This is a genomic window from Gelatiniphilus marinus (genome assembly GCF_042684345.1).
Taxonomy (GTDB): Bacteria; Bacteroidota; Bacteroidia; order Flavobacteriales; family Flavobacteriaceae; genus Gelatiniphilus; species Gelatiniphilus marinus.
On the sequence record NZ_JBHULK010000001.1, the window covers coordinates 935,608 to 955,137 of the forward strand.

Consider the following 19,530-nt stretch of genomic DNA (forward strand, 5'->3'; position numbering starts at 1 on the left):
TTAACGCTTAAACTACTTACTAATTTTTAATTTGTAGCTTTTAAAAAAACCAAACATTTTTTTTTATGAAAAAACGCATTTTAATTCCACTTTTTTGCCTGTTAACACTTTCAATACATACGCAAGAAACACCCAAAGAAACTAAAGATTATTCCGATAATGTAAAAACCCTAGATAGCATTATAAATACGCTTTATACCGTTATTTCTGGCGAAAAGGGTCAAGAAAGAAATTGGACGCTTTTTAAACACCTTTTTAAAGCAGATGCCAAATTAATAGCCGCAGGAAAAGATAATAAAGGCGTATATAAAGCACGTTATATGTCGCCAAACGATTACATTAAAAGCTCCGAAAAATGGTTAGTTAACAACGGTTTTTTTGAAAAAGAAATACACCGAAAAGTGGATGCTTTTGGTACAATTGCGCAAGTTTTTAGCACCTACGAAGCTTTTAAAAGTGAAACGGATGAAACCCCCTTTATGCGAGGCATTAACAGTATTCAATTATTTTATGATGGCCAACGTTGGTGGATTGTAAACTTGTATTGGACCCAAGAAACCCAAGAACAACCCATACCAAATATGTACCTCTCTAAACAATAAACCCATGATGCATCATTTTAAATTAAAAACCATAGCGTTTACACTGTCTATGGTATTTGTTACCATATTTTCAACCTCAGCCCAAAAAAAAGCAGTACCGGTTTTTAAAAACGGCGAAGCGCAAATTGTTGAAGCTTTTAATACACCTGAAAAATGGATTCGCCACGATTTATTTGTCGAAACCACTTTTGATACCGATGGCGATGGCAAACCAGACCGTATGCATGTTGGCGTTACTAGACCCTACCAAACCGAAACCGAAGGTTTAAAACTCCCCGTAATTTACGAATCTAGCCCGTATTACGCTGGTGTTGCCCCCAATGTTGATGGTGTATTTTGGGATGTAAAACACGAATTGGGTGCTATGGGAAAACCTCGTGTACACCCAGAAGTTACCCGTTTGGGAGAACGTCCAATAATTTCTAATTCGCAAATTCAAACCTGGGTACCACGTGGATATATTGTAGTGCATTCATCATCACCCGGCACAGGCTTATCCCAAGGTTCGCCTACCGTTGGCGGCATTAACGAATCCTTGGCTCCAAAAGCGGTTATCGATTGGTTAAATGGTCGCGCAAAAGGCTATACCGAGCCTTACGGCAATAAAGAAGTTAAGGCATTTTGGTCCACCGGAAAAGTAGGCATGACGGGAACATCGTACAACGGCACCATTCCGTTGGCCGCCGCAACCACGAGCGTTGAAGGTTTAGAGGTTATTATTCCTGTGGCACCAAATACGTCTTATTATCATTATTACCGTTCCAACGGATTAGTGCGTTCTCCTGGTGGATATTTAGGCGAAGATATTGATGTGCTGTACGATTATATTCATAGTGGCAACGAATTGAAACGTGCACATAACAATGCCAAAATCCGTGATACCGAAATGAAAAACGGCATGGACAGAATTACTGGCGATTACAACGATTTTTGGGCAGGACGCGATTACCTAAACCACATGAAACCCATGAAAGCCGCATTGTTAATGGCACACGGTTTTAACGATTGGAACGTTATGCCCGAACACAGTTACCGCATTTATAAAAAAGCCAAAGACATGGGCTTAACGGCACAGATATATTACCATCAATTTGGTCATGGTGGCCCGCCGCCAGTAAGCATGATGAACAAATGGTTTACCCAGTATTTACATGGAATTGACAATAATATTGAAAACGAACCCCACAAAGCGTGGATAGTTCGCGAAGACGACAAAATAAACGACCCCACGGCTTATAAAGACTACCCAAATCCTGAAGCAAAACCCGTAACCTTGCACCTAACATCTGGTGCTCCAAAAACCGGCGGATTAACTACAACAAAACCAACAAAACAAGGCAAAGAAACCTTAGTTGACAATTACTCGTTTAGTGGCGAAGCATTGGCACGTGCTGAAATTACAAACCACCGTTTATTGTATGTAACACCCAAACTAACACAAGATGTTCATATTTCTGGGGTACCACAAATCACCATTAAATTGGCTAGCAACAAACCTGCTGCAAATTTATCGGTTTGGTTGGTATCGCTGCCGTGGAATGATGGCAGACGCACCAAAATAACCGATAATATTATTACCCGAGGTTGGGCAGACCCGCAAAACCATAAATCGTTAACCAAAAGTAATCCTTTAAAACCCGGTAAGTTTTACGAAATAACTTTTAATTTACAACCAGACGACCAAGTTATAAAAGCCGGCCAACAAATAGGTTTGATGATTTTTTCAAGTGATAAAGAGTTTACGTTACACCCAAAACCAGGAACGGAATTGACTGTTGATTTGGATGGAACGTATTTGGTTTTACCTGTTGTTGGAGCAGTTGATAGTTTTAATTAAGTTATTGGCAACTGATAAGCTTGATTTATTCATTTAGCTTGGGTTATAAGGTGTTGTTGTTAGTCAAAAAAAAAAAAAACGAGTGAAAAAGACAATATTTGAAATTACCAAGATGGACTGCCCTTCGGAGGAAAATCTAATCCGAATGAAATTGGATGGAATTTCAAGTATTGCAAATTTGGATTTTGATATTCCTAATCGAAAACTGACCGTTTTTCACAATGGAGAAATCGAGCAAATCGAAAAATCTGTTATCGAACTGAATTTAGGCGGAAAAAAAGTATCGACTGAACAAACAGACCAAATTGAGTTTAAAGAAAATGCAAACCAAAAAAAGCTACTTTGGTCTGTACTTGCAATAAATCTTGCCTTTTTTATAATCGAAATGACAACGGGAATTGTCTCAAAATCCATGGGACTTGTTGCCGATAGTTTGGATATGCTTGCCGACAGTTTTGTGTACGGAATTAGTTTGTTTGCGGTTGGCGGAACTTTAATTAAGAAAAAGAAAATTGCGAAAATTGCTGGATATTTTCAAATCACACTTGCGATTATTGGATTTGTAGAAGTTTTAAGGAGATTTTTCGGAGATGAGAAACTCCCCAATTTTTCGACAATGATTATCGTTTCGATTTTTGCACTTATTGCAAACGGAATTTGTCTTTACATTTTACAAAAGTCCAAAAGCAAAGATGAAGCACATATTAAAGCGAGTATGATTTTCACCTCGAATGACGTGATTATAAATTTAGGAGTAATAATTGCAGGAGTTTTGGTAAATTGGTTAAGCTCAAACAAACCTGATTTAATTATTGGCACAATTGTTTTTGTGTTGGTAGTTCAGGGAGCATTTCGGATACTGAAATTGGGTAAATGAGCGGACTGAACACTGAAATCCTTAATTCCTATCCTCCAAAAGCGGTACAAAACGAAACTCACCAAACTCGTGTTGTTCAAATTCCTTTGGTCCTTTTCTAATAAAAAGCGTCATAATCTGCACATCATCGCCCACGGGTATTACAAGTCTTCCTCCTATTTTTAACTGGCTCAATAAGGGCTTTGGCACGAACGGTGCGCCGGCGGTAACAATAATACTATTAAAAGGCGCTTCTTCGGGTAGGCCTTTGTAACCATCGCCAAAAACGAGTTTTTTAGCACGATACCCCAATTTTGGTAAAAACTTACTGGTTTTTTTAAACAGTTCCTGCTGGCGTTCAATACTAAAAACCTTAGCTCCCAATTCGCATAAAACAGCGGTTTGGTACCCGCTGCCCGTACCAATTTCCAAAACCTTGTCGCCTTTTTTAACTTCCAACAATTCCGTTTGAAAAGCCACCGTATAGGGCTGCGATATGGTTTGGTCTGCCGCAATAGGAAACGCTTTGTCTTGGTACGCATGGTCTAAAAAACCAGAGTCCATAAACAAATGCCTTGGTATGTTTCCAATAGCCTTTAAAACCGCATCGTTGGTTATTCCTTTGTTTCTTAAAACGTTAACTAGCTGTTGCCGTAATCCTTTGTGCTTAAATGTATCTTTCAATGCTTGGGTAGTTTTCAATGCTAAAATTAATCAAACATTTTAAAGCGGAAAACAATTTAAACAGAATTCTCAAACCAATTTCATTAAAGTACTGCGCGTCTAGTTTTTAAAACAAAAAAAACCAACAATCAAAACTAATTCTTCATAATAAATTAAGTTATTTATCCGTGGCTATTTTGAGAATTCGTGCCAAAGGCTTTGAGATTAGAAATAGTAAAAAAATTAGCAAAAAATAATAAAATTCATGTGTTAAATATCTTATTTTTGTTGAAAACGTAAAAATATGCTAAAAGCTGGTGTGCTAGGTGCTGGTCATCTAGGTAAAATTCATTTAAGACTTCTTAATCAATCCAACAAATACAACCTTATTGGGTTTTATGATGCCGATACGGAAAATGCAAAAAAAGTAGAAGCCGAATTTGGTTATAAATTTTTCGATACTATCGAAGCCCTTATCGATGCTGTTGATATGGTAGATATTGTAACACCCACATTATCGCATTACGAATGTGCCAAACAAGCCATTGCCAAAGGCAGGCATATATTTATTGAAAAACCCATAACCAACACCGTAGAAGAAGCCGAACATATCAGGGCGCTTTTAGCAGAGCACAATTTGCGCGGTCAAGTAGGCCATGTGGAGCGGTTTAACCCTGCTTTTACAGCAGCAAAAAACCATATTAAATCGCCCATGTTTATAGAAACGCACCGCTTAGCAGAATTTAATCCGCGTGGTACCGATGTGCCTGTGGTGCTGGATTTAATGATTCACGACATCGATATTATTTTAAGCGTTGTAAAATCTAAAGTAAAAACCATATCGGCAAGTGGCGTTTCGGTAATTAGCGACACGCCCGATATTGCCAATGCCCGTTTAGAATTTGAAAACGGTTGTGTGGCCAATTTAACGGCCAGCAGGATTTCGTTAAAAAATATGCGTAAAGCCCGTTTCTTTCAAAAAGACGCTTATATCTCAGTTGATTTTCTAGAAAAGAAATGTGAGGTGGTTAAAATGAAAGACGCCCCAGAAAACCCCGGTGATTTTGATATGATACTGCAAAATGCAGAAGGCGTTAAAAAACAAATCTATTTTGACAACCCCGAAGTTGAAAATAACAATGCCATTCTAGACGAGCTAGAAACCTTTGCCGATGCTATTAACAATAACACAACGCCCGTTGTAACTTTACACGATGGCACTGAAGCTTTGCGCGTGGCAACACAAATAATTAATTGTTTTTAAAAGACAGGTAATTAAGATTAAAAAAGAATATTGCAAAAAAACAAGTCCCTAATTTCGACAAAGTCGGAATCATCAAAAAATTCAGAAATAAAGAGCGAAAGAATGAAGATGCAAAGCGAAGCTTTAAGCACGAAATTCTGAAAGCAAATGGTGCTTTAGCAATTTCCTAATTTTGAAATGATTTTTTGATTCGTTTTGTATCAAGACAAAATGAATATAAATTAAAATAGATTTCCGCCTTCGCGGAAATGAAAAATAGCTTTATATGAAAAACATCGCCGTAATTGGAGCAGGCACCATGGGAAATGGTATTGCACACACTTTTGCACAAAGCGGATTTAAAGTTCAACTTATAGATATTAGTGTAGCTTCACTTAAAAAAGGTATGGAAACCATTTCTAAAAACTTAGATAGAATGGTGGCCAAAGAAAAAATAACCGAATCCGATAAAAATGATACGTTAGCAAATATTTCGACCTTTACAAATATTTCCGAAGGTGTTAAAAATGCTAACCTTGTGGTTGAAGCGGCTACCGAAAACGTAGATTTAAAACTAAATATTTTTAAACAATTAGATAAAGTTTGCCCTAAGGAAACTATTTTAGCAACCAACACCTCATCTATTTCCATAACGCAAATTGCAGCAGCAACCGCGCGACCAGAAATGGTTATCGGGATGCATTTTATGAATCCCGTACCTATTATGAAATTGGTCGAGATTATCCGTGGTTATAATACAAGTGATGAAGTCACGAATACGATTATGGAACTCTCTAAAACCTTAGGTAAAGTTCCTGTTGAAGTAAACGATTATCCGGGTTTTGTAGCCAACCGCATATTAATGCCCATGCTTAACGAATCGATTGAAACTTTATACAATGGTGTTGCTGGTGTTAGCCAAATCGATACCGTTATGAAACTGGGCATGGCACACCCTATGGGCCCTTTACAACTAGCAGATTTTATAGGCTTGGATGTTTGCCTTTCTATTTTAAATGTGATGTACGAAGGTTTTAAAAATCCTAAATATGCGCCATGTCCACTGTTAGTAAATATGGTTAGTGCGGGTAAATTGGGTGTAAAATCTGGTGAGGGTTTTTACGATTATTCTGAAAGTAGAAAGGCTGAGAAAGTGGCTAAACAGTTTTTAAAGTAATGATTCAAACAAAACAATACTCCATTTCAAAAAAAGAGTATACTAAAATAATACTATTAAAAAGGCTAAAAAAATCTTGGTGGCTATACTTATCGATGCTTGTTTTGGGTCTATTTCATTTTCAACAATTTGGAGAAGATAGTTTTAGTACATTTTTCTCAATTTTTGCATTTGCTTATCCGCTTATAACTTTTACTTATCTTTATTTTTGGACAAATTCTAAAGGACACAAGCCTATTTTTTCTAAAACAGATTTATCATTTGATAACGATTATTTATACTTTAAAAGAAATGATAATGAAACAAAATTAAATCCAAATTCTATTCAAAAAGTTATCTCAAACCCAGATTATTGGATGTTATATATCTCAAAAGGGCAATTTATTTATGTTCCAAAGCATATTTTTTATACAGAAAATGATTTCGATACGTTTTCCAACTTAATAAATGATAATCAATAATAGAAATTTCTACTAAAAAACGATAATGAGCATTCAACAAAATCTTCTTCATATAAAATCAAAATTACCAGAACACGTTACATTGGTTGCCGTTTCTAAAACCAAACCCGTTAGCGATTTAATGGAAGCTTATAATGCGGGCCAACGCATTTTTGGAGAAAATAAAATTCAAGAAATGGTTGATAAATATGAAGATATGCCAAAAGATATCGAGTGGCACATGATTGGGCACGTACAGCGCAATAAAGTAAAACACATGGCTGAGTTTGTTAGCTTAATTCATGGTGTAGATAATTTTAAATTGTTGAAGGAAATAAATAAACAAGCCAAAAAACACAATAGAATTATTAATTGTTTATTGCAAATAAAAATAGCTTCAGAAGATTCTAAATTTGGAATGTCGCCCAACGAAGCCTCAGAGATTATTCAATCTAAAGCCCTTTCAGAATTGCAACATATAAAAGTGGTCGGCCTTATGGGAATGGCAACTTTTACCAATAACACGAATCTAGTTGAAAAAGAATTCACTTTACTAAAAACGACTTTTGATAATTTAAAAGAACTGCAAACTGTAAACTGTAAACTGCAAACTATTTCAATGGGCATGAGTGGCGATTACCAATTGGCAATTGATTGCGGTAGTAACATGATTCGCGTGGGAAGTAGTATATTTGGCGAACGGAATTATAATAATTAGTAAACAGTCACAGTTAAAAGCCTTCCACTAAACGACAAACAAATAAACACATAAACACTTTTTGTACGCAATATTAGACATAGAAACCACCGGTGGCAAGTACAACGAAGAAGGCATTACCGAAATTGCTATTTATAAATACGATGGCCACGAGGTAGTCGATCAATTTATAAGCCTTGTAAATCCCGAACGCGAGATACAACCTTTTGTAGTAAACCTTACCGGTATTAACAGTAATATGCTACGTAATGCTCCAAAATTTTATGAGGTTGCCAAACGTATTGTAGAAATTACCGAAGGCTGCATTATTGTAGCACATAATGCTAAATTTGACAACCGGATTTTAAAAACCGAATTTAAACGCCTTGGCTTCGAATTTGAACGCAAAACCCTTTGCACCGTAGAACTCGCCAAAGATTTAATTCCGGGGCAAGCCTCGTATAGTTTAGGCAAGCTAGTGCGTTCGCTTGGTATTCCGGTAACCGATAGGCACCGTGCTTCGGGCGATGCTTTGGCAACCGTAAAATTGTTTAAAATACTTTTGGATAAAGACACCACAAAAAACATCATCCAGCAATCCATTCGTTTAAACCCCAAACATCAATTAGAACCACGACACTTGGATATTATTGAAGAAATGCCATCTAAAACTGGTGTGTATTATATTCATAAAGCCAATGGCGATATTATTTATATTGGTAAAAGTAACAATATAAAAAAGCGCATCAATCAGCATTTTACAAATACGAATCAAAAATCAAAAAAAATACAGCAAAACGTAGCCGCGGTAACTTATGAGGCTACGGGTAGCGAACTGGTGGCACTTTTAAAAGAAAGCGAAGAAATTAAACGCAACAAACCCATTTATAACCGCGCGTTACGGCGCAATATCTTTACGCACGCATTATATAGTTTTATAGATGAAAACGGTTATATTAATTTAAAAATAGATGTTGCCGACGGCAGAAAAAAACCCATAACCACTTTTAGTACCCGCCAAAGCGGAAAAAGTTTTATCACAAAAGCAGTTGAAGATTATAAACTTTGCCAAAAATTAAGCGGTCTATACAAAACCAATACCAGCTGTTTTAACTACGATATAAAAAGCTGCAACGGTGCTTGTATTGAAAAAGAGCCCGCCGATGTTTATAACAAACGCGTACAAACCTTAATAGACAAAAACAGTTACCAAAACAAAAACATGGTAATTATCGATAAAGGTCGAGCGGTCGATGAGCACAGCGCCATACTTATTGAAAATGGTATATTTAAAGGTTTGGGCTATTTTAATTTGAATTATCAAATAAATAATATTGAGGTTTTAGAATCCATAATTACACGTATGGCAAACAATAGAGATACACAGCACATCATTCAAAGTTATCTCAGAAAAAATAAACGATTAAAAATTATTACGCTTAGTTAAATATGAAAAAATATTACACCTTTTTGTTTCTTCTAACTTCATTTATGTATTCATTTTCTCAAACAGAAAACAAATCCTATAATTACAGAGTTAGTTTAAATGAATTAAAAATGACATCTTATGAGAAAGACTCCACCGCAAATGCGCTAGTTTTATTCGAACACGGAAATAGCTATATCGATAACAACGATTATACTTTAAAAACCGAAGAAAAACGTAAAATAAAAATACTAAATCGCGAGGGTTTTAATAAAGCAAACGTTACCATTTATTTGTATAATAACGACAACAGAAAAGAAAAAGTTAAAAATATTGTTGCCACAACTTACAATTTAGTTAACGGAAAAGTAACCACCACAAAATTAAAAGAAGTCGATATTTTTGAAGAAAAATACAACGATAATTATACCCTCGTAAAATTTGCACTGCCAAATATTAAGGAAGGATCGGTAATAAATTATAGCTATACCATTCAATCTCCATTTAAATTTAAATACAAAGGTTGGGCGTTTCAAAGCGATATCCCAAAGCTTTATAGCGAGTACAACACAAGCATTCCGGCAAATTGGGAGTACAATGTTAAATTAGTTGGCGGTAAAAAACTTTTTAAAAACGAACAGGATATTAAAAAGAACTGTTTAAGCGGTAGCCGAGGTGCATCAGCAGATTGCACCATTTCTACCTATGCCATGAAAGATGTTCCTGCTTTTATTGAAGAAGATTATATGACTAGCAAATCTAATTACTTAGCTAGAATTGAATACGAGTTAAAAATATTTAAAGATTTTGAAGGCAATATTAATAACTATACTAAAACCTGGAAAACAACAGACAGAGAATTTAGAACCGATAAAGATATTGGTAAGCAACTCTCAAAATCTATTAATTTAGAAGATTTTTTAAGCGAAACTAGTATTAACGAAACAGATCTTTATAAAAAAGCCGAAGCTATTTATAAATACGTTCAAGAAAACTACACTTGGAATGGCGATTATAAAATATTTAAAGATGTATCGGTAAAAGATTTAATTAAAAATAAATCGGGCAACGTATCATCAATAAATATCTTGTTGCATAACTTGTTAAAAGAAGCTGATATTGATGTTAAACCTGTTTTAATTTCGACAAGAGACCATGGGTTTCCTACTAAAATATACCCGGTTATTTCAGACTTTAATTATTTAATTGTTCAAGTTACTATGGATAACAAAACATATTTACTTGATGCCACAGACCCGTATTTAAGCTTTGGCGAAATCCCTTTTAGATGTTTAAACAGCTACGCACGCTTAATGGATTTTAAAAACGGAAGCCAATGGGTTGATCTTGAACCAAATAAACTATCGAAAATTCAAATTAAAGCCGAATTAAATATTGATGAAAACGAAAACATAACAGGAACAATAAGCTCTAAAAAAACAGGCTATCATGCACTAAATAGCAGAAAAAAATATTATCAAAATAGTGATTCTTACGTAACAAATTTAGAAGACAAATATCCAAACATAGATATATCAAATCATAAGGTAATTAGCGAAGGCAAAACAAATCCTGATTTTATAGAAACCTATGCCATTGCATATAATTCTGATGAAACAGGAGACAACATTTATTTAAACCCATTTTTCACCACGTTTTTTAAAGAGAATCCTTTTAAGCTTCAAGAACGCACTTACCCCATCGACTTTGGCTATAAAGACACCTATTATTATATATTAAAACTTAATTTTGGCGATAATTATACGGCCTCAGAACTACCAAAAAATTCGAGATTTACTTTACCAAATAATAAAGGAAGTGTTCTTTTTACTAATGTTTTAAATGAAAACGCTGTAAGCATGATGTTTAAAATAAGTTTTAAAGATGCTGTTTATCCGGCAGAATATTATCCATATTTAAAAGCGTTTATGAGTAACATTGTAGATATTCAAACCAAATCGTTAATTTTATTAAAGAAGAAATAGCAAATCTTTTACTACTTTTGAGTTTATGAGCAAATACACTAGAAATAAATTAAGGGTAAAGCTACATGAAATTATTTATGAGGCCGATACACCTCAAGGTAAGCTGTTCGATGTGGTTTTATTAATAACCATTCTAGCCAGTATTTTGCTAGTTATGCTAGAAAGTGTAGAGAGTATAGATAAAAACTTCCATGATTTTCTTAATATATCAGAATGGATTATTACCGTATTATTTACCATAGAATATATAGCAAGAGTTTTAACGGTTAAAAAACCACTAAATTATATTTTTAGCTTTTATGGTATTGTAGATTTGCTCTCAACCATTCCTAAATACATTTCTTTAATTTTTGGTGGTATTCATGCATTAGCAGCTATACGTGCTTTAAGGCTACTTCGTGTTTTTAGAATTTTAAAATTAACCCGTTATTTAGGAGCCTCAAATAATTTAATGAGTGCCTTAAGAGCCAGTAGAGCAAAAATATCGGTTTTCCTTTATGCTGTTATTATTATCTCAATTATTTTAGGCACCATTATGTACCTCATTGAAGGTGAAGAAAATGGTTTTACTAACATACCAAAAAGTGTTTACTGGTGTATTGTAACACTTACAACTGTTGGCTTTGGGGATATTACCCCACAAACGCCTTTTGGGCAACTTATAGCCTCTTTTGTTATGATTTTGGGATATGGTATTATAGCCGTACCAACAGGCATTATATCGGCAGAATATACTAACATTTACAAATCTGGTAAAGACAAAGAACCTAAAACTGAAACAGGAAACTCTAAAAAACCTGTACATCTTAACTCTCAATGCTGCATTAATTGCTTAGCTGTACAGCATCAAGATAATGCTAAATTTTGCTTTAAATGTGGTCGTAAATTAAATTAATGGTATGTTATTAATCTCCATTGTTGGGCCAACGGCAATAGGCAAAACAGCATTAAGTATTAAACTGGCGCAATATTTTAATGCAGATATTATTTCGGCAGACTCCAGACAGTTTTTTAAAGAGATGCAAATTGGTACGGCTGCACCTTCTGCTGAAGAATTAGCTGCGGCTAAACACCATTTTATTCATCATAAATCCATTCAAGACAACTATAATGTGGGTGCGTTTGAAAAAGATGTACTACAATGCTTAAACACCCTTTTTAAAACCAACAATGTGGTTATTATGGTTGGCGGTTCCGGCTTATATGTTGATGCTGTTACTAAAGGTTTAGATGAGTTTCCGGAAGTCGATAAAAGTATTCGCGAACAATTAAATAACGAATTACAATCTAAAGGATTAAAACATTTACAAAACCAATTAAATACCCTTGATAGTAAAGCTTATAATACGATAGCTATTGACAATCCGCATCGTGTTATTCGTGCTTTAGAAATTTGTTTAGGCTCGGGTAAACCCTATTCATCATTTTTAAACCAAGGAAAAAGCAAAAGAGATTTTAAAACCATTACCGTTGGTTTAACTGCGGAAAGGGAAATTATTTACGACCGTATTAACCAGCGTGTTGATATAATGATGGAACAAGGTTTATTAAACGAAGTTAAAACTTTAATGCCCTATCAATCATTAAACGCATTAAATACCGTTGGTTACAAAGAATTATTTAATTACTTGAATGGTGAATGGACTTTAGATTTTGCAATTTCTGAAATTAAAAAACATACCCGTCGTTTTGCAAAACGCCAACTAACTTGGTTTAAAAAAGATGAATCGACGCTTTGGTTTGATTATGAAACTAATGTGAATGTTATTACCAATGAATTGAAGCAAATAACAACAACTGAATTACATTAATTTAAAACAAAGTAATTTGCCCTTCATCATCCATTTCTAAATCTCCAGAATCATTAGATTTATCATCTGAATTAGATTTATTAATTTGGTTTTTTTCTACTGAATCATTCGAAGAAATTTCTGTTTCATCAACCACTTCAATCTCATCTGCAGGGGTTTCTTCGGGGGCTTCAAAAGGGATGGGGTCCAAAACGTTAATTTGGTTTACTTTCTCTTTGGTAAGCTGGTTGCCCAAAGCATTTATCCCTTTAATGGCAATAAACTCTTCTAGGTTAATCTGTAAATTTTCCTTTCTGTCCTTGCCACGTTCTTTGGCAAAAACAATTTCTGCCATGGGCTTCCAATCTGTAGAAACAATTTCCAATTGCGAATTTGGGTGATCTGGTATAAACGATTCTTCCTTTCCTTCTTGTTCTATTAAAAAGCGTTTTACGTAATACAGTTCTTTTTCGCCGTTATAATAAATGGCAGATATGGGCTTTTTAGGCACCCATTTTTCCATAACAATCATATCGTCGTCAAAATGCATGGTTACTTCTGGCGTTACGGTTTTAACCATTCCAGATTGATTGATTATTAACAGTTTGTCTTCACCTCTAAACTCGCCCACCAATTCGCCTCTACCATCAACATTTAAGCGTTGTACCGCATCGTCAAACCAAATTTTTCGAGGTTTTAAAGTTGATACACCTTTTTCTTTCAATTCAACACGTTTAATAGAATATTTAGTTACTAAATTCCCTTTTGATGTGCGTCCTTTTATAAGAATATCGGCAAAATCGATATCCCATTTTAGTTTTTTTATGCTGCCGGCTTGCCGTAAATTAACGGTAACCACTTCGGCTTCTCCATTCGGGTTTGCTGAAAAATATAGTACCACCGACCCTTTATTGCCGTTGGTTAAATCGTACTCTTTATCGCGGGTTATGCTGGTAACTGCAAAACGTTTAATGTATGATGGCCCACCTTTTCCGTCGCGGTAAATCATATTGTAAATGGTACGTTTGTCCTTTTTTTTAAACACCGCCACATGAATGATGTCTTTACCAATAAAGGTTTTGGTATCTACTTTAGTAACCATCATTTTACCTTCTTTGGTAAACACGATTATATCGTCTATATCGCTACAATCGCCAACATATTCGTTTTTGCGCAACGAGGTTCCTATAAAACCTTCCTCCCTATTTACATAAAGTTTGGTGTTTCTTATTACAACTTTGGTAGCATCGACATCATCAAACGTTCTGATTTCGGTTTTGCGCTCGCGCCCTTCGCCGTAATCTTTTTTAAGCCGCTTAAAATAGGCGATAGCATAATCAATAAGGTTTGCTAAATGATGTTTTATCTGCGCTATTTGATCTTCTAAAGCTTCAATTTTTTGTTGTGCCTTATCGATATCGAATTTCGAGATACGCTTGATTCGTATTTCGGTTAAACGCACAATGTCATCTTCTGTAATGGCGCGTTTTAAATGTTTTATATGGGGTTGAAGGCCTTTATCGATAGCCGAAATAACACCTTCCCATGTTTCTTCTTCTTCAATATCGCGGTAAATCCTGTTTTCTATAAAAATACGTTCTAACGATGCGAAATGCCATTGCTCTTCAAACTCGTTTAATTTGATTTCCAATTCTTGCTTTAAAAGCTGAACGGTATTATCGGTAGAGCGACGCAGCATTTCGGTAACCCCTATAAACAAAGGCTTGTTATCTTCAATAACACAACCCAATGGCGAAATAGACGATTCGCAACTGGTAAAGGCATACAGGGCATCAATGGTTTTGTCTGGCGATAATCCTGACGGAAGATGGATTAATATCTCTACCTCGGCGGCGGTGTTATCTTCAATCTTTTTAACCTTGATTTTACCTTTATCGTTGGCTTTTAATATGGAATCTATTAACGACGATGTGGTGGTGCCAAAAGGAATTTCGGTAATGGCCAATGTGTTTTTATCGACTTGCGAAATTTTTGCACGAACGCGAACTTTTCCGCCTCGTAAACCATCGTTATAATTTGAAAAATCTGCGATTCCTGCCGTTGGAAAATCGGGTAAAATAGTGAAGCGTTTACCTTGTAAATGTTTTATGGAAGCATCAATAAGTTCGATAAAATTATGCGGCAATATTTTAGTTGATAAGCCCACCGCAATACCTTCTCCGCCCTGTGCCAAAAGCAACGGAAACATAACCGGAAGGTTTACGGGCTCCTTTCGTCTGCCATCATAACTGGCCTGCCATTCGGTAATTTTAGGGTTAAATACAACATCCAGCCCAAACTTTGAAAGACGCGCTTCAATATAACGCGATGCCGCTGCCCTATCGCCCGTTAAAATGTTTCCCCAGTTTCCCTGAGTATCAATCAACAAATCTTTCTGACCAATTTGCACCATGGCATCAGCAATACTAGCATCACCGTGTGGGTGGTATTGCATGGTATGACCAACTATGTTCGCCACTTTATTGTAGCGCCCATCGTCCAAATCTTTCATGGAATGCATAATACGGCGCTGCACGGGTTTAAAACCGTCTTCAATAGCAGGTACGGCTCTTTCTAATATGACATACGAGGCATAATCTAAAAACCAATCTTTGTACATACCCGTAATTCGGGTAATGGTTTCTTGGGGCTCTTGGTTTTCTGTATTGTTGTTTTCTAAATCGTCGTTTTGGTGTTCTATCATATTCTTGTCATTCCTGCGAAGGCAGGAATCTATTTTATATTTTTTTTGGATTCCGCATCAAGTGCGGAATGACAATTACTTCTCTTCTTCAATTAAATCCAATTCTACTTTCAGATTATCAATTATAAACTCCTGTCGGTCCGGGGTGTTTTTACCCATGTAAAAAGACAATAGTTCATCGATAGACATGTTATCGTCCAACATTATAGGATCTAACCGAATATCATCACCAATAAAATGCTTGAACTCATCGGGCGAGATTTCACCCAATCCTTTAAATCGTGTGATTTCCGGTTTTGGTTTTAATTTTTCGATGGCATCGCGCCGTTCTTCTTCAGAATAGCAGTAAATGGTTTCTTTTTTATTGCGCACCCTAAATAATGGGGTTTGCAAAATATACAAATGCCCTTCTTTGATGACTTCAGGGAAAAATTGCAAAAAGAAGGTTATCAATAACAACCGAATGTGCATACCATCAACATCGGCATCGGTAGCGATAACCACGTTATTATAGCGTAAATCTTCCAAAGATTCTTCAATGTTTAATGCGGCTTGAAGCAGGTTGAATTCTTCGTTTTCGTAAACTATCTTTTTACTTAATCCGTAGCAGTTTAGTGGTTTTCCCTTTAAACTGAAAACGGCTTGTGTATTTACATCTCGCGACTTTGTAATACTACCCGAAGCCGAATCGCCCTCTGTTATAAACAAAGTGGTTTCAAGGTACCTTTCGTTTTTGGTATCTCCAAAGTGCACCCGGCAATCGCGTAATTTTTTATTGTGAAGGCTTGCTTTTTTTGCTCTGTCTTTAGCTAATTTTCTAATACCCGATAATTCCTTTCGCTCGCGTTCGGCCTGTAAAATTTTACGCTGTATTTTCTCTGCGGTATCTGGGTTTTTGTGCAGATAGTTATCTAAATGTGTTTTTACAAAATCGTTAACATAGGTACGTACCGTTGGCAAATCGCCACCCATATCGGTAGAGCCCAATTTGGTTTTGGTCTGGCTCTCGAAAACGGGTTCCATAACTTTAATGGCAATGGCACTTACAACAGATTTCCTAATATCGGAGGCATCAAAATTTTTACCATAAAACTCACGAATGGTTTTAACTACAGCTTCTCTAAAGGCATTTAAGTGTGTACCGCCCTGGGTGGTGTTTTGCCCGTTTACAAAACTGTGGTACTCTTCGCTATATTGGGTTTTACTGTGCGTTAAGGCAATTTCAATATCGTCGCCTCGTAAATGTACAATGGGGTATAACCTATCGGACTCGTTAATGTTTTCGCTCAACAAATCCTTTAAACCGTTTTCGCTAAAATATTTTTCGCCATTAAAAACTATGGTTAAACCGGGGTTTAAATACACATAGTTTTTCAGCATTTTAACGATATACTCGTTTCTGTATTTATAATTTTTAAAGATGGCTTCATCTGGAACGAAAGACACCTTGGTGCCTTTTCTACGGGAAGTTTCTTCTAATAAATCCTTGGCAATTAATTTACCTTGCTCAAATTCCGCGGAAGCGCTTTTACTATCGCGCGTAGATTCTACTCTAAAAAACGACGATAGCGCATTAACTGCTTTGGTACCAACACCGTTTAAGCCGACCGATTTTTTAAAGGCCTTGGAGTCGTATTTACCGCCGGTATTCATTTTTGAAACCACATCGACCACTTTGCCCAAGGGGATGCCTCGACCATAATCGCGCACGGTAACTTTTGTGCCCTGAATGGAAATTTCTATGGTTTTACCCGCGCCCATTACGTATTCGTCAATGGAGTTGTCGAGCACTTCTTTTAAAAGGATGTAAATGCCATCGTCTGGCGACGAGCCATCGCCCAATTTGCCAATATACATACCTGGGCGCATACGGATATGTTCTTTCCAGTCTAGTGAACGTATGTTGTCTTCGGTATAATTGGATTGTACAGCCATAAAATTGAGCAGAATTTAATGATAGGATGCTAATATAACACAACCAATTATAATATAAAACAGCGATTACACAAAGTAATTAACAATAAAAAAACCAATGCTGTTGAGAACACTGGTTTAAAGATTATTTAAGATTGGTGTTACTAGAGTTTATATACCAAACCTATAAGCACACGGGGCATTAATTGGGGTTGTTTTATGGCTTTGTTGGCATCTTTATAGGTAAATTCGGCATTGTTATTTGCGTTGTCGTTTCTGGCATTTACGTTATCGTTGTCTGGACTGTAAGAGGTGTCGTGGCCTTTTAGGGTGTTATTGAAAAAATAGTCTAACCCAATTGCGGCCAACAGGTTAATTTTATCGTTCATTTTAAACTGACTTTCTGCGCCCAGACCCACTCCAAATTGTTTGGTTGTAACATCAAAATCTTCATTGCCGCCAACGTATTTAAAATTCGCTGTAAAGCTTGAGTACCTTGGGCCAAATACCAGCTTGGTAGATTCTGAATCTATAAAATTGGAATTTAGCATAAAATCGAGTCTGTAATCAAATGATTTGGCTTTTTCTTCGGGTACGCCATTGGTGGCATTGTTTATAAAAATGCGTCTGGCGTCTGCTGCGTTTCCTGGATTTAATTTAGTAAGCCCTATACCAAACCTAATTTGTACAGGCAAACTTTCTAAGGGGCGTAAAGCCGTTATGCTTATTTGGGCACCAAAGCCTCTATTGTAGCCTGCTGAGAAACCTAGCGCGAATTTAGATTCGTCGGTTTCAACTTGCGCAAAAGATAAGGTTGTAAAACCTAATAGAATAATTGATAAGAGTGATTGTTTGACATTCATGAATTTTAGATTTGATTAAATCTATTTACGAATGAAACCTCCTTTTAAGACTATAAGTTTTAAAGCTTTAACCAAACCTTTCGATAAAATGCACAAAATCCTGCAAAATACCACGTAGCCCTTAAAAACATTTACCAGAGACCTAATGGTTTACCGGCCAATAGCTGGGTAAAATTACACGTTGAACAAAAAGTGCATCACATCGCCATCTTTAACAATGTAATTTTTGCCTTCAACACGCATTTTGCCGGCTTCTTTAACTTTGGTTTCGCTACCAAAAGCCACATAATCATCGTAAGCAATAACTTCTGCGCGGATAAAGCCTTTTTCAAAATCGGTGTGGATAACCCCTGCAGCCTGTGGTGCCGTTGCGCCAACATCTATGGTCCAAGCGCGAACTTCTTTAACCCCTGCAGTAAAATAGGTTTGTTGATTTAGCAGTTTGTATGCCGAACGAATTAATTTAGCAGAACCCGCTTCATCCAATCCAATATCCTGTAAAAACATTTGGCGTTCTTGGTAATCGTCCAGCTCGTTAATATCGGCCTCGGTACCTACGGCAAGTACTAATACCTCGGCATTTTCGTCTTTAACAGCTTCTTTTACTTGCTCGACATAAGCATTGCCAGAAACCGCAGAACCTTCATCTACATTACAAACATACATAACCGGCTTATCTGTAATAAGTTGCGAGGGTTTTACAAAATCGTAATAATCGTCTTCTGAAATCTCAATGGCCCGAACCGATTTTCCTGCTTCTAAACCGGCTTTAAGTTTTAATAAAACAGCCTCTTCTTTTTGGGCCTCTTTATTACCTGTTTTAGCGGAACGTTTTACTTTATCCAACTTCTTTTCTAGGGTTTCTAGATCTTTAAGCTGCAATTCCATATCGATGGTTTCTTTATCTCGAATGGGGTTTACGTTGCCATCAACATGCACTATATTATCGTTATCAAAACAGCGTAATACATGAAGAATAGCATCGGTTTCGCGAATATTAGCTAAAAACTGGTTACCTAAACCTTCGCCTTTACTGGCGCCTTTTACCAATCCCGCAATATCTACAATCTCAACGGTTGCAGGCTGAACGCGCTCTGGATTTACCAATTCATCCAACTTTTCTAAACGAGGGTCTGGGACATTTACCACACCAATATTAGGCTCGATTGTACAAAACGGAAAGTTGGCACTTTGCGCTTTTGCATTTGATAAACAATTAAATAACGTCGATTTTCCTACGTTTGGCAATCCTACAATTCCTGCTTTCATTGAAATTTTATTTTTTCATTTCCGTGAACACGGAAATCTTTTTTATTTGCGAGTGCAAATGTAG

General features: G+C 36.1%; 16 protein-coding genes. 11 read left to right on the plus strand and 5 right to left on the minus strand.

Translation table 11 applies throughout. The annotated features are described in order from the left end of the window. Positions 1–65 precede the first annotated feature (65 nt). The 3 genes from ACFSQS_RS03990 to ACFSQS_RS04000 all read left to right on the plus strand — a co-directional run bounded on the left by ACFSQS_RS03990 (position 66) and on the right by ACFSQS_RS04000 (position 3,316). The gene (locus ACFSQS_RS03990) at positions 66–602 is read left to right on the plus strand and encodes a hypothetical protein (RefSeq protein WP_388014443.1); all 537 of its coding nucleotides are present in this window, start codon (positions 66–68) and stop codon (positions 600–602) included. 49 nt (positions 603–651) lie between these two features. Beyond that, complete coding sequence (locus tag ACFSQS_RS03995) at positions 652–2,439, plus strand: Xaa-Pro dipeptidyl-peptidase (protein ID WP_388015112.1); 1,788 nt, start codon at positions 652–654, stop codon at positions 2,437–2,439. Positions 2,440–2,521: 82 nt separating this feature from the next. Then, a complete protein-coding gene (locus ACFSQS_RS04000) occupies positions 2,522–3,316 on the plus strand; it encodes a cation transporter (protein WP_388014445.1) in 795 nt (264 codons plus the stop codon). Between the two features lie 21 nt (positions 3,317–3,337). Here the strand turns inward: ACFSQS_RS04000 and ACFSQS_RS04005 are convergent, their stop codons facing one another. Continuing rightward, positions 3,338–3,979 carry a protein-L-isoaspartate(D-aspartate) O-methyltransferase gene (locus tag ACFSQS_RS04005; RefSeq protein WP_388014448.1) on the minus strand — a complete coding sequence of 214 codons (642 nt, stop codon included), beginning with the start codon at positions 3,977–3,979 and terminating at the stop codon, positions 3,338–3,340. A gap of 283 nt (positions 3,980–4,262) precedes the next feature. Here ACFSQS_RS04005 and ACFSQS_RS04010 point away from each other — a divergent pair, with 283 nt between their 5' ends. The 8 genes from ACFSQS_RS04010 to miaA all read left to right on the plus strand — a co-directional run bounded on the left by ACFSQS_RS04010 (position 4,263) and on the right by miaA (position 12,737). After that, positions 4,263–5,222, plus strand: coding sequence for a Gfo/Idh/MocA family protein (locus ACFSQS_RS04010; RefSeq protein WP_388014451.1), 960 nt, complete (start codon positions 4,263–4,265; stop codon positions 5,220–5,222). A gap of 265 nt (positions 5,223–5,487) precedes the next feature. Then, the gene (locus ACFSQS_RS04015; protein WP_388014454.1) at positions 5,488–6,378 is read left to right on the plus strand and encodes a 3-hydroxyacyl-CoA dehydrogenase family protein; all 891 of its coding nucleotides are present in this window, start codon (positions 5,488–5,490) and stop codon (positions 6,376–6,378) included. Continuing rightward, positions 6,378–6,839, plus strand: a complete 462-nt coding sequence (locus ACFSQS_RS04020) for a YcxB family protein (RefSeq protein ID WP_388014457.1) — start codon at positions 6,378–6,380, stop codon at positions 6,837–6,839. The genes ACFSQS_RS04015 and ACFSQS_RS04020 overlap by 1 nt, the downstream gene beginning before the upstream one ends. 25 nt (positions 6,840–6,864) lie before the next feature. Then, complete coding sequence (locus ACFSQS_RS04025; RefSeq protein ID WP_388014460.1) at positions 6,865–7,536, plus strand: YggS family pyridoxal phosphate-dependent enzyme; 672 nt, start codon at positions 6,865–6,867, stop codon at positions 7,534–7,536. Between the two features lie 61 nt (positions 7,537–7,597). After that, positions 7,598–8,962, plus strand: coding sequence for an exonuclease domain-containing protein (locus ACFSQS_RS04030; RefSeq protein WP_388014463.1), 1,365 nt, complete (start codon positions 7,598–7,600; stop codon positions 8,960–8,962). A gap of 2 nt (positions 8,963–8,964) precedes the next feature. Then, entirely contained in the window at positions 8,965–10,926 is a 1,962-nt protein-coding gene (locus ACFSQS_RS04035) for a DUF3857 domain-containing protein (RefSeq protein WP_388014466.1), read from the plus strand. A gap of 25 nt (positions 10,927–10,951) precedes the next feature. Then, positions 10,952–11,821: an ion transporter gene (locus ACFSQS_RS04040; RefSeq protein WP_388014469.1), complete on the plus strand. Its 870-nt coding sequence runs from the start codon at positions 10,952–10,954 to the stop codon at positions 11,819–11,821. 4 nt (positions 11,822–11,825) lie between these two features. Then, positions 11,826–12,737 carry a tRNA (adenosine(37)-N6)-dimethylallyltransferase MiaA gene (gene miaA, locus ACFSQS_RS04045; protein ID WP_388014472.1) on the plus strand — a complete coding sequence of 304 codons (912 nt, stop codon included), beginning with the start codon at positions 11,826–11,828 and terminating at the stop codon, positions 12,735–12,737. 1 nt (position 12,738) lies between these two features. On the opposite strand, the gene ACFSQS_RS04050 is transcribed toward miaA, so the two are convergent. From ACFSQS_RS04050 to ychF, 4 genes are all read right to left on the minus strand, one after another. Next, entirely contained in the window at positions 12,739–15,420 is a 2,682-nt protein-coding gene (locus tag ACFSQS_RS04050; RefSeq protein WP_388014475.1) for a DNA gyrase/topoisomerase IV subunit A, read from the minus strand. A gap of 75 nt (positions 15,421–15,495) precedes the next feature. Beyond that, the gene (locus tag ACFSQS_RS04055; protein ID WP_388014478.1) at positions 15,496–17,355 is read right to left on the minus strand and encodes a DNA topoisomerase IV subunit B; all 1,860 of its coding nucleotides are present in this window, start codon (positions 17,353–17,355) and stop codon (positions 15,496–15,498) included. Positions 17,356–17,498: 143 nt separating this feature from the next. Then, complete coding sequence (locus ACFSQS_RS04060; RefSeq protein ID WP_388014481.1) at positions 17,499–18,197, minus strand: hypothetical protein; 699 nt, start codon at positions 18,195–18,197, stop codon at positions 17,499–17,501. Positions 18,198–18,371: 174 nt separating this feature from the next. Then, positions 18,372–19,466 carry a redox-regulated ATPase YchF gene (gene ychF / locus ACFSQS_RS04065; protein WP_388014484.1) on the minus strand — a complete coding sequence of 365 codons (1,095 nt, stop codon included), beginning with the start codon at positions 19,464–19,466 and terminating at the stop codon, positions 18,372–18,374. Positions 19,467–19,530 lie beyond the last annotated feature (64 nt).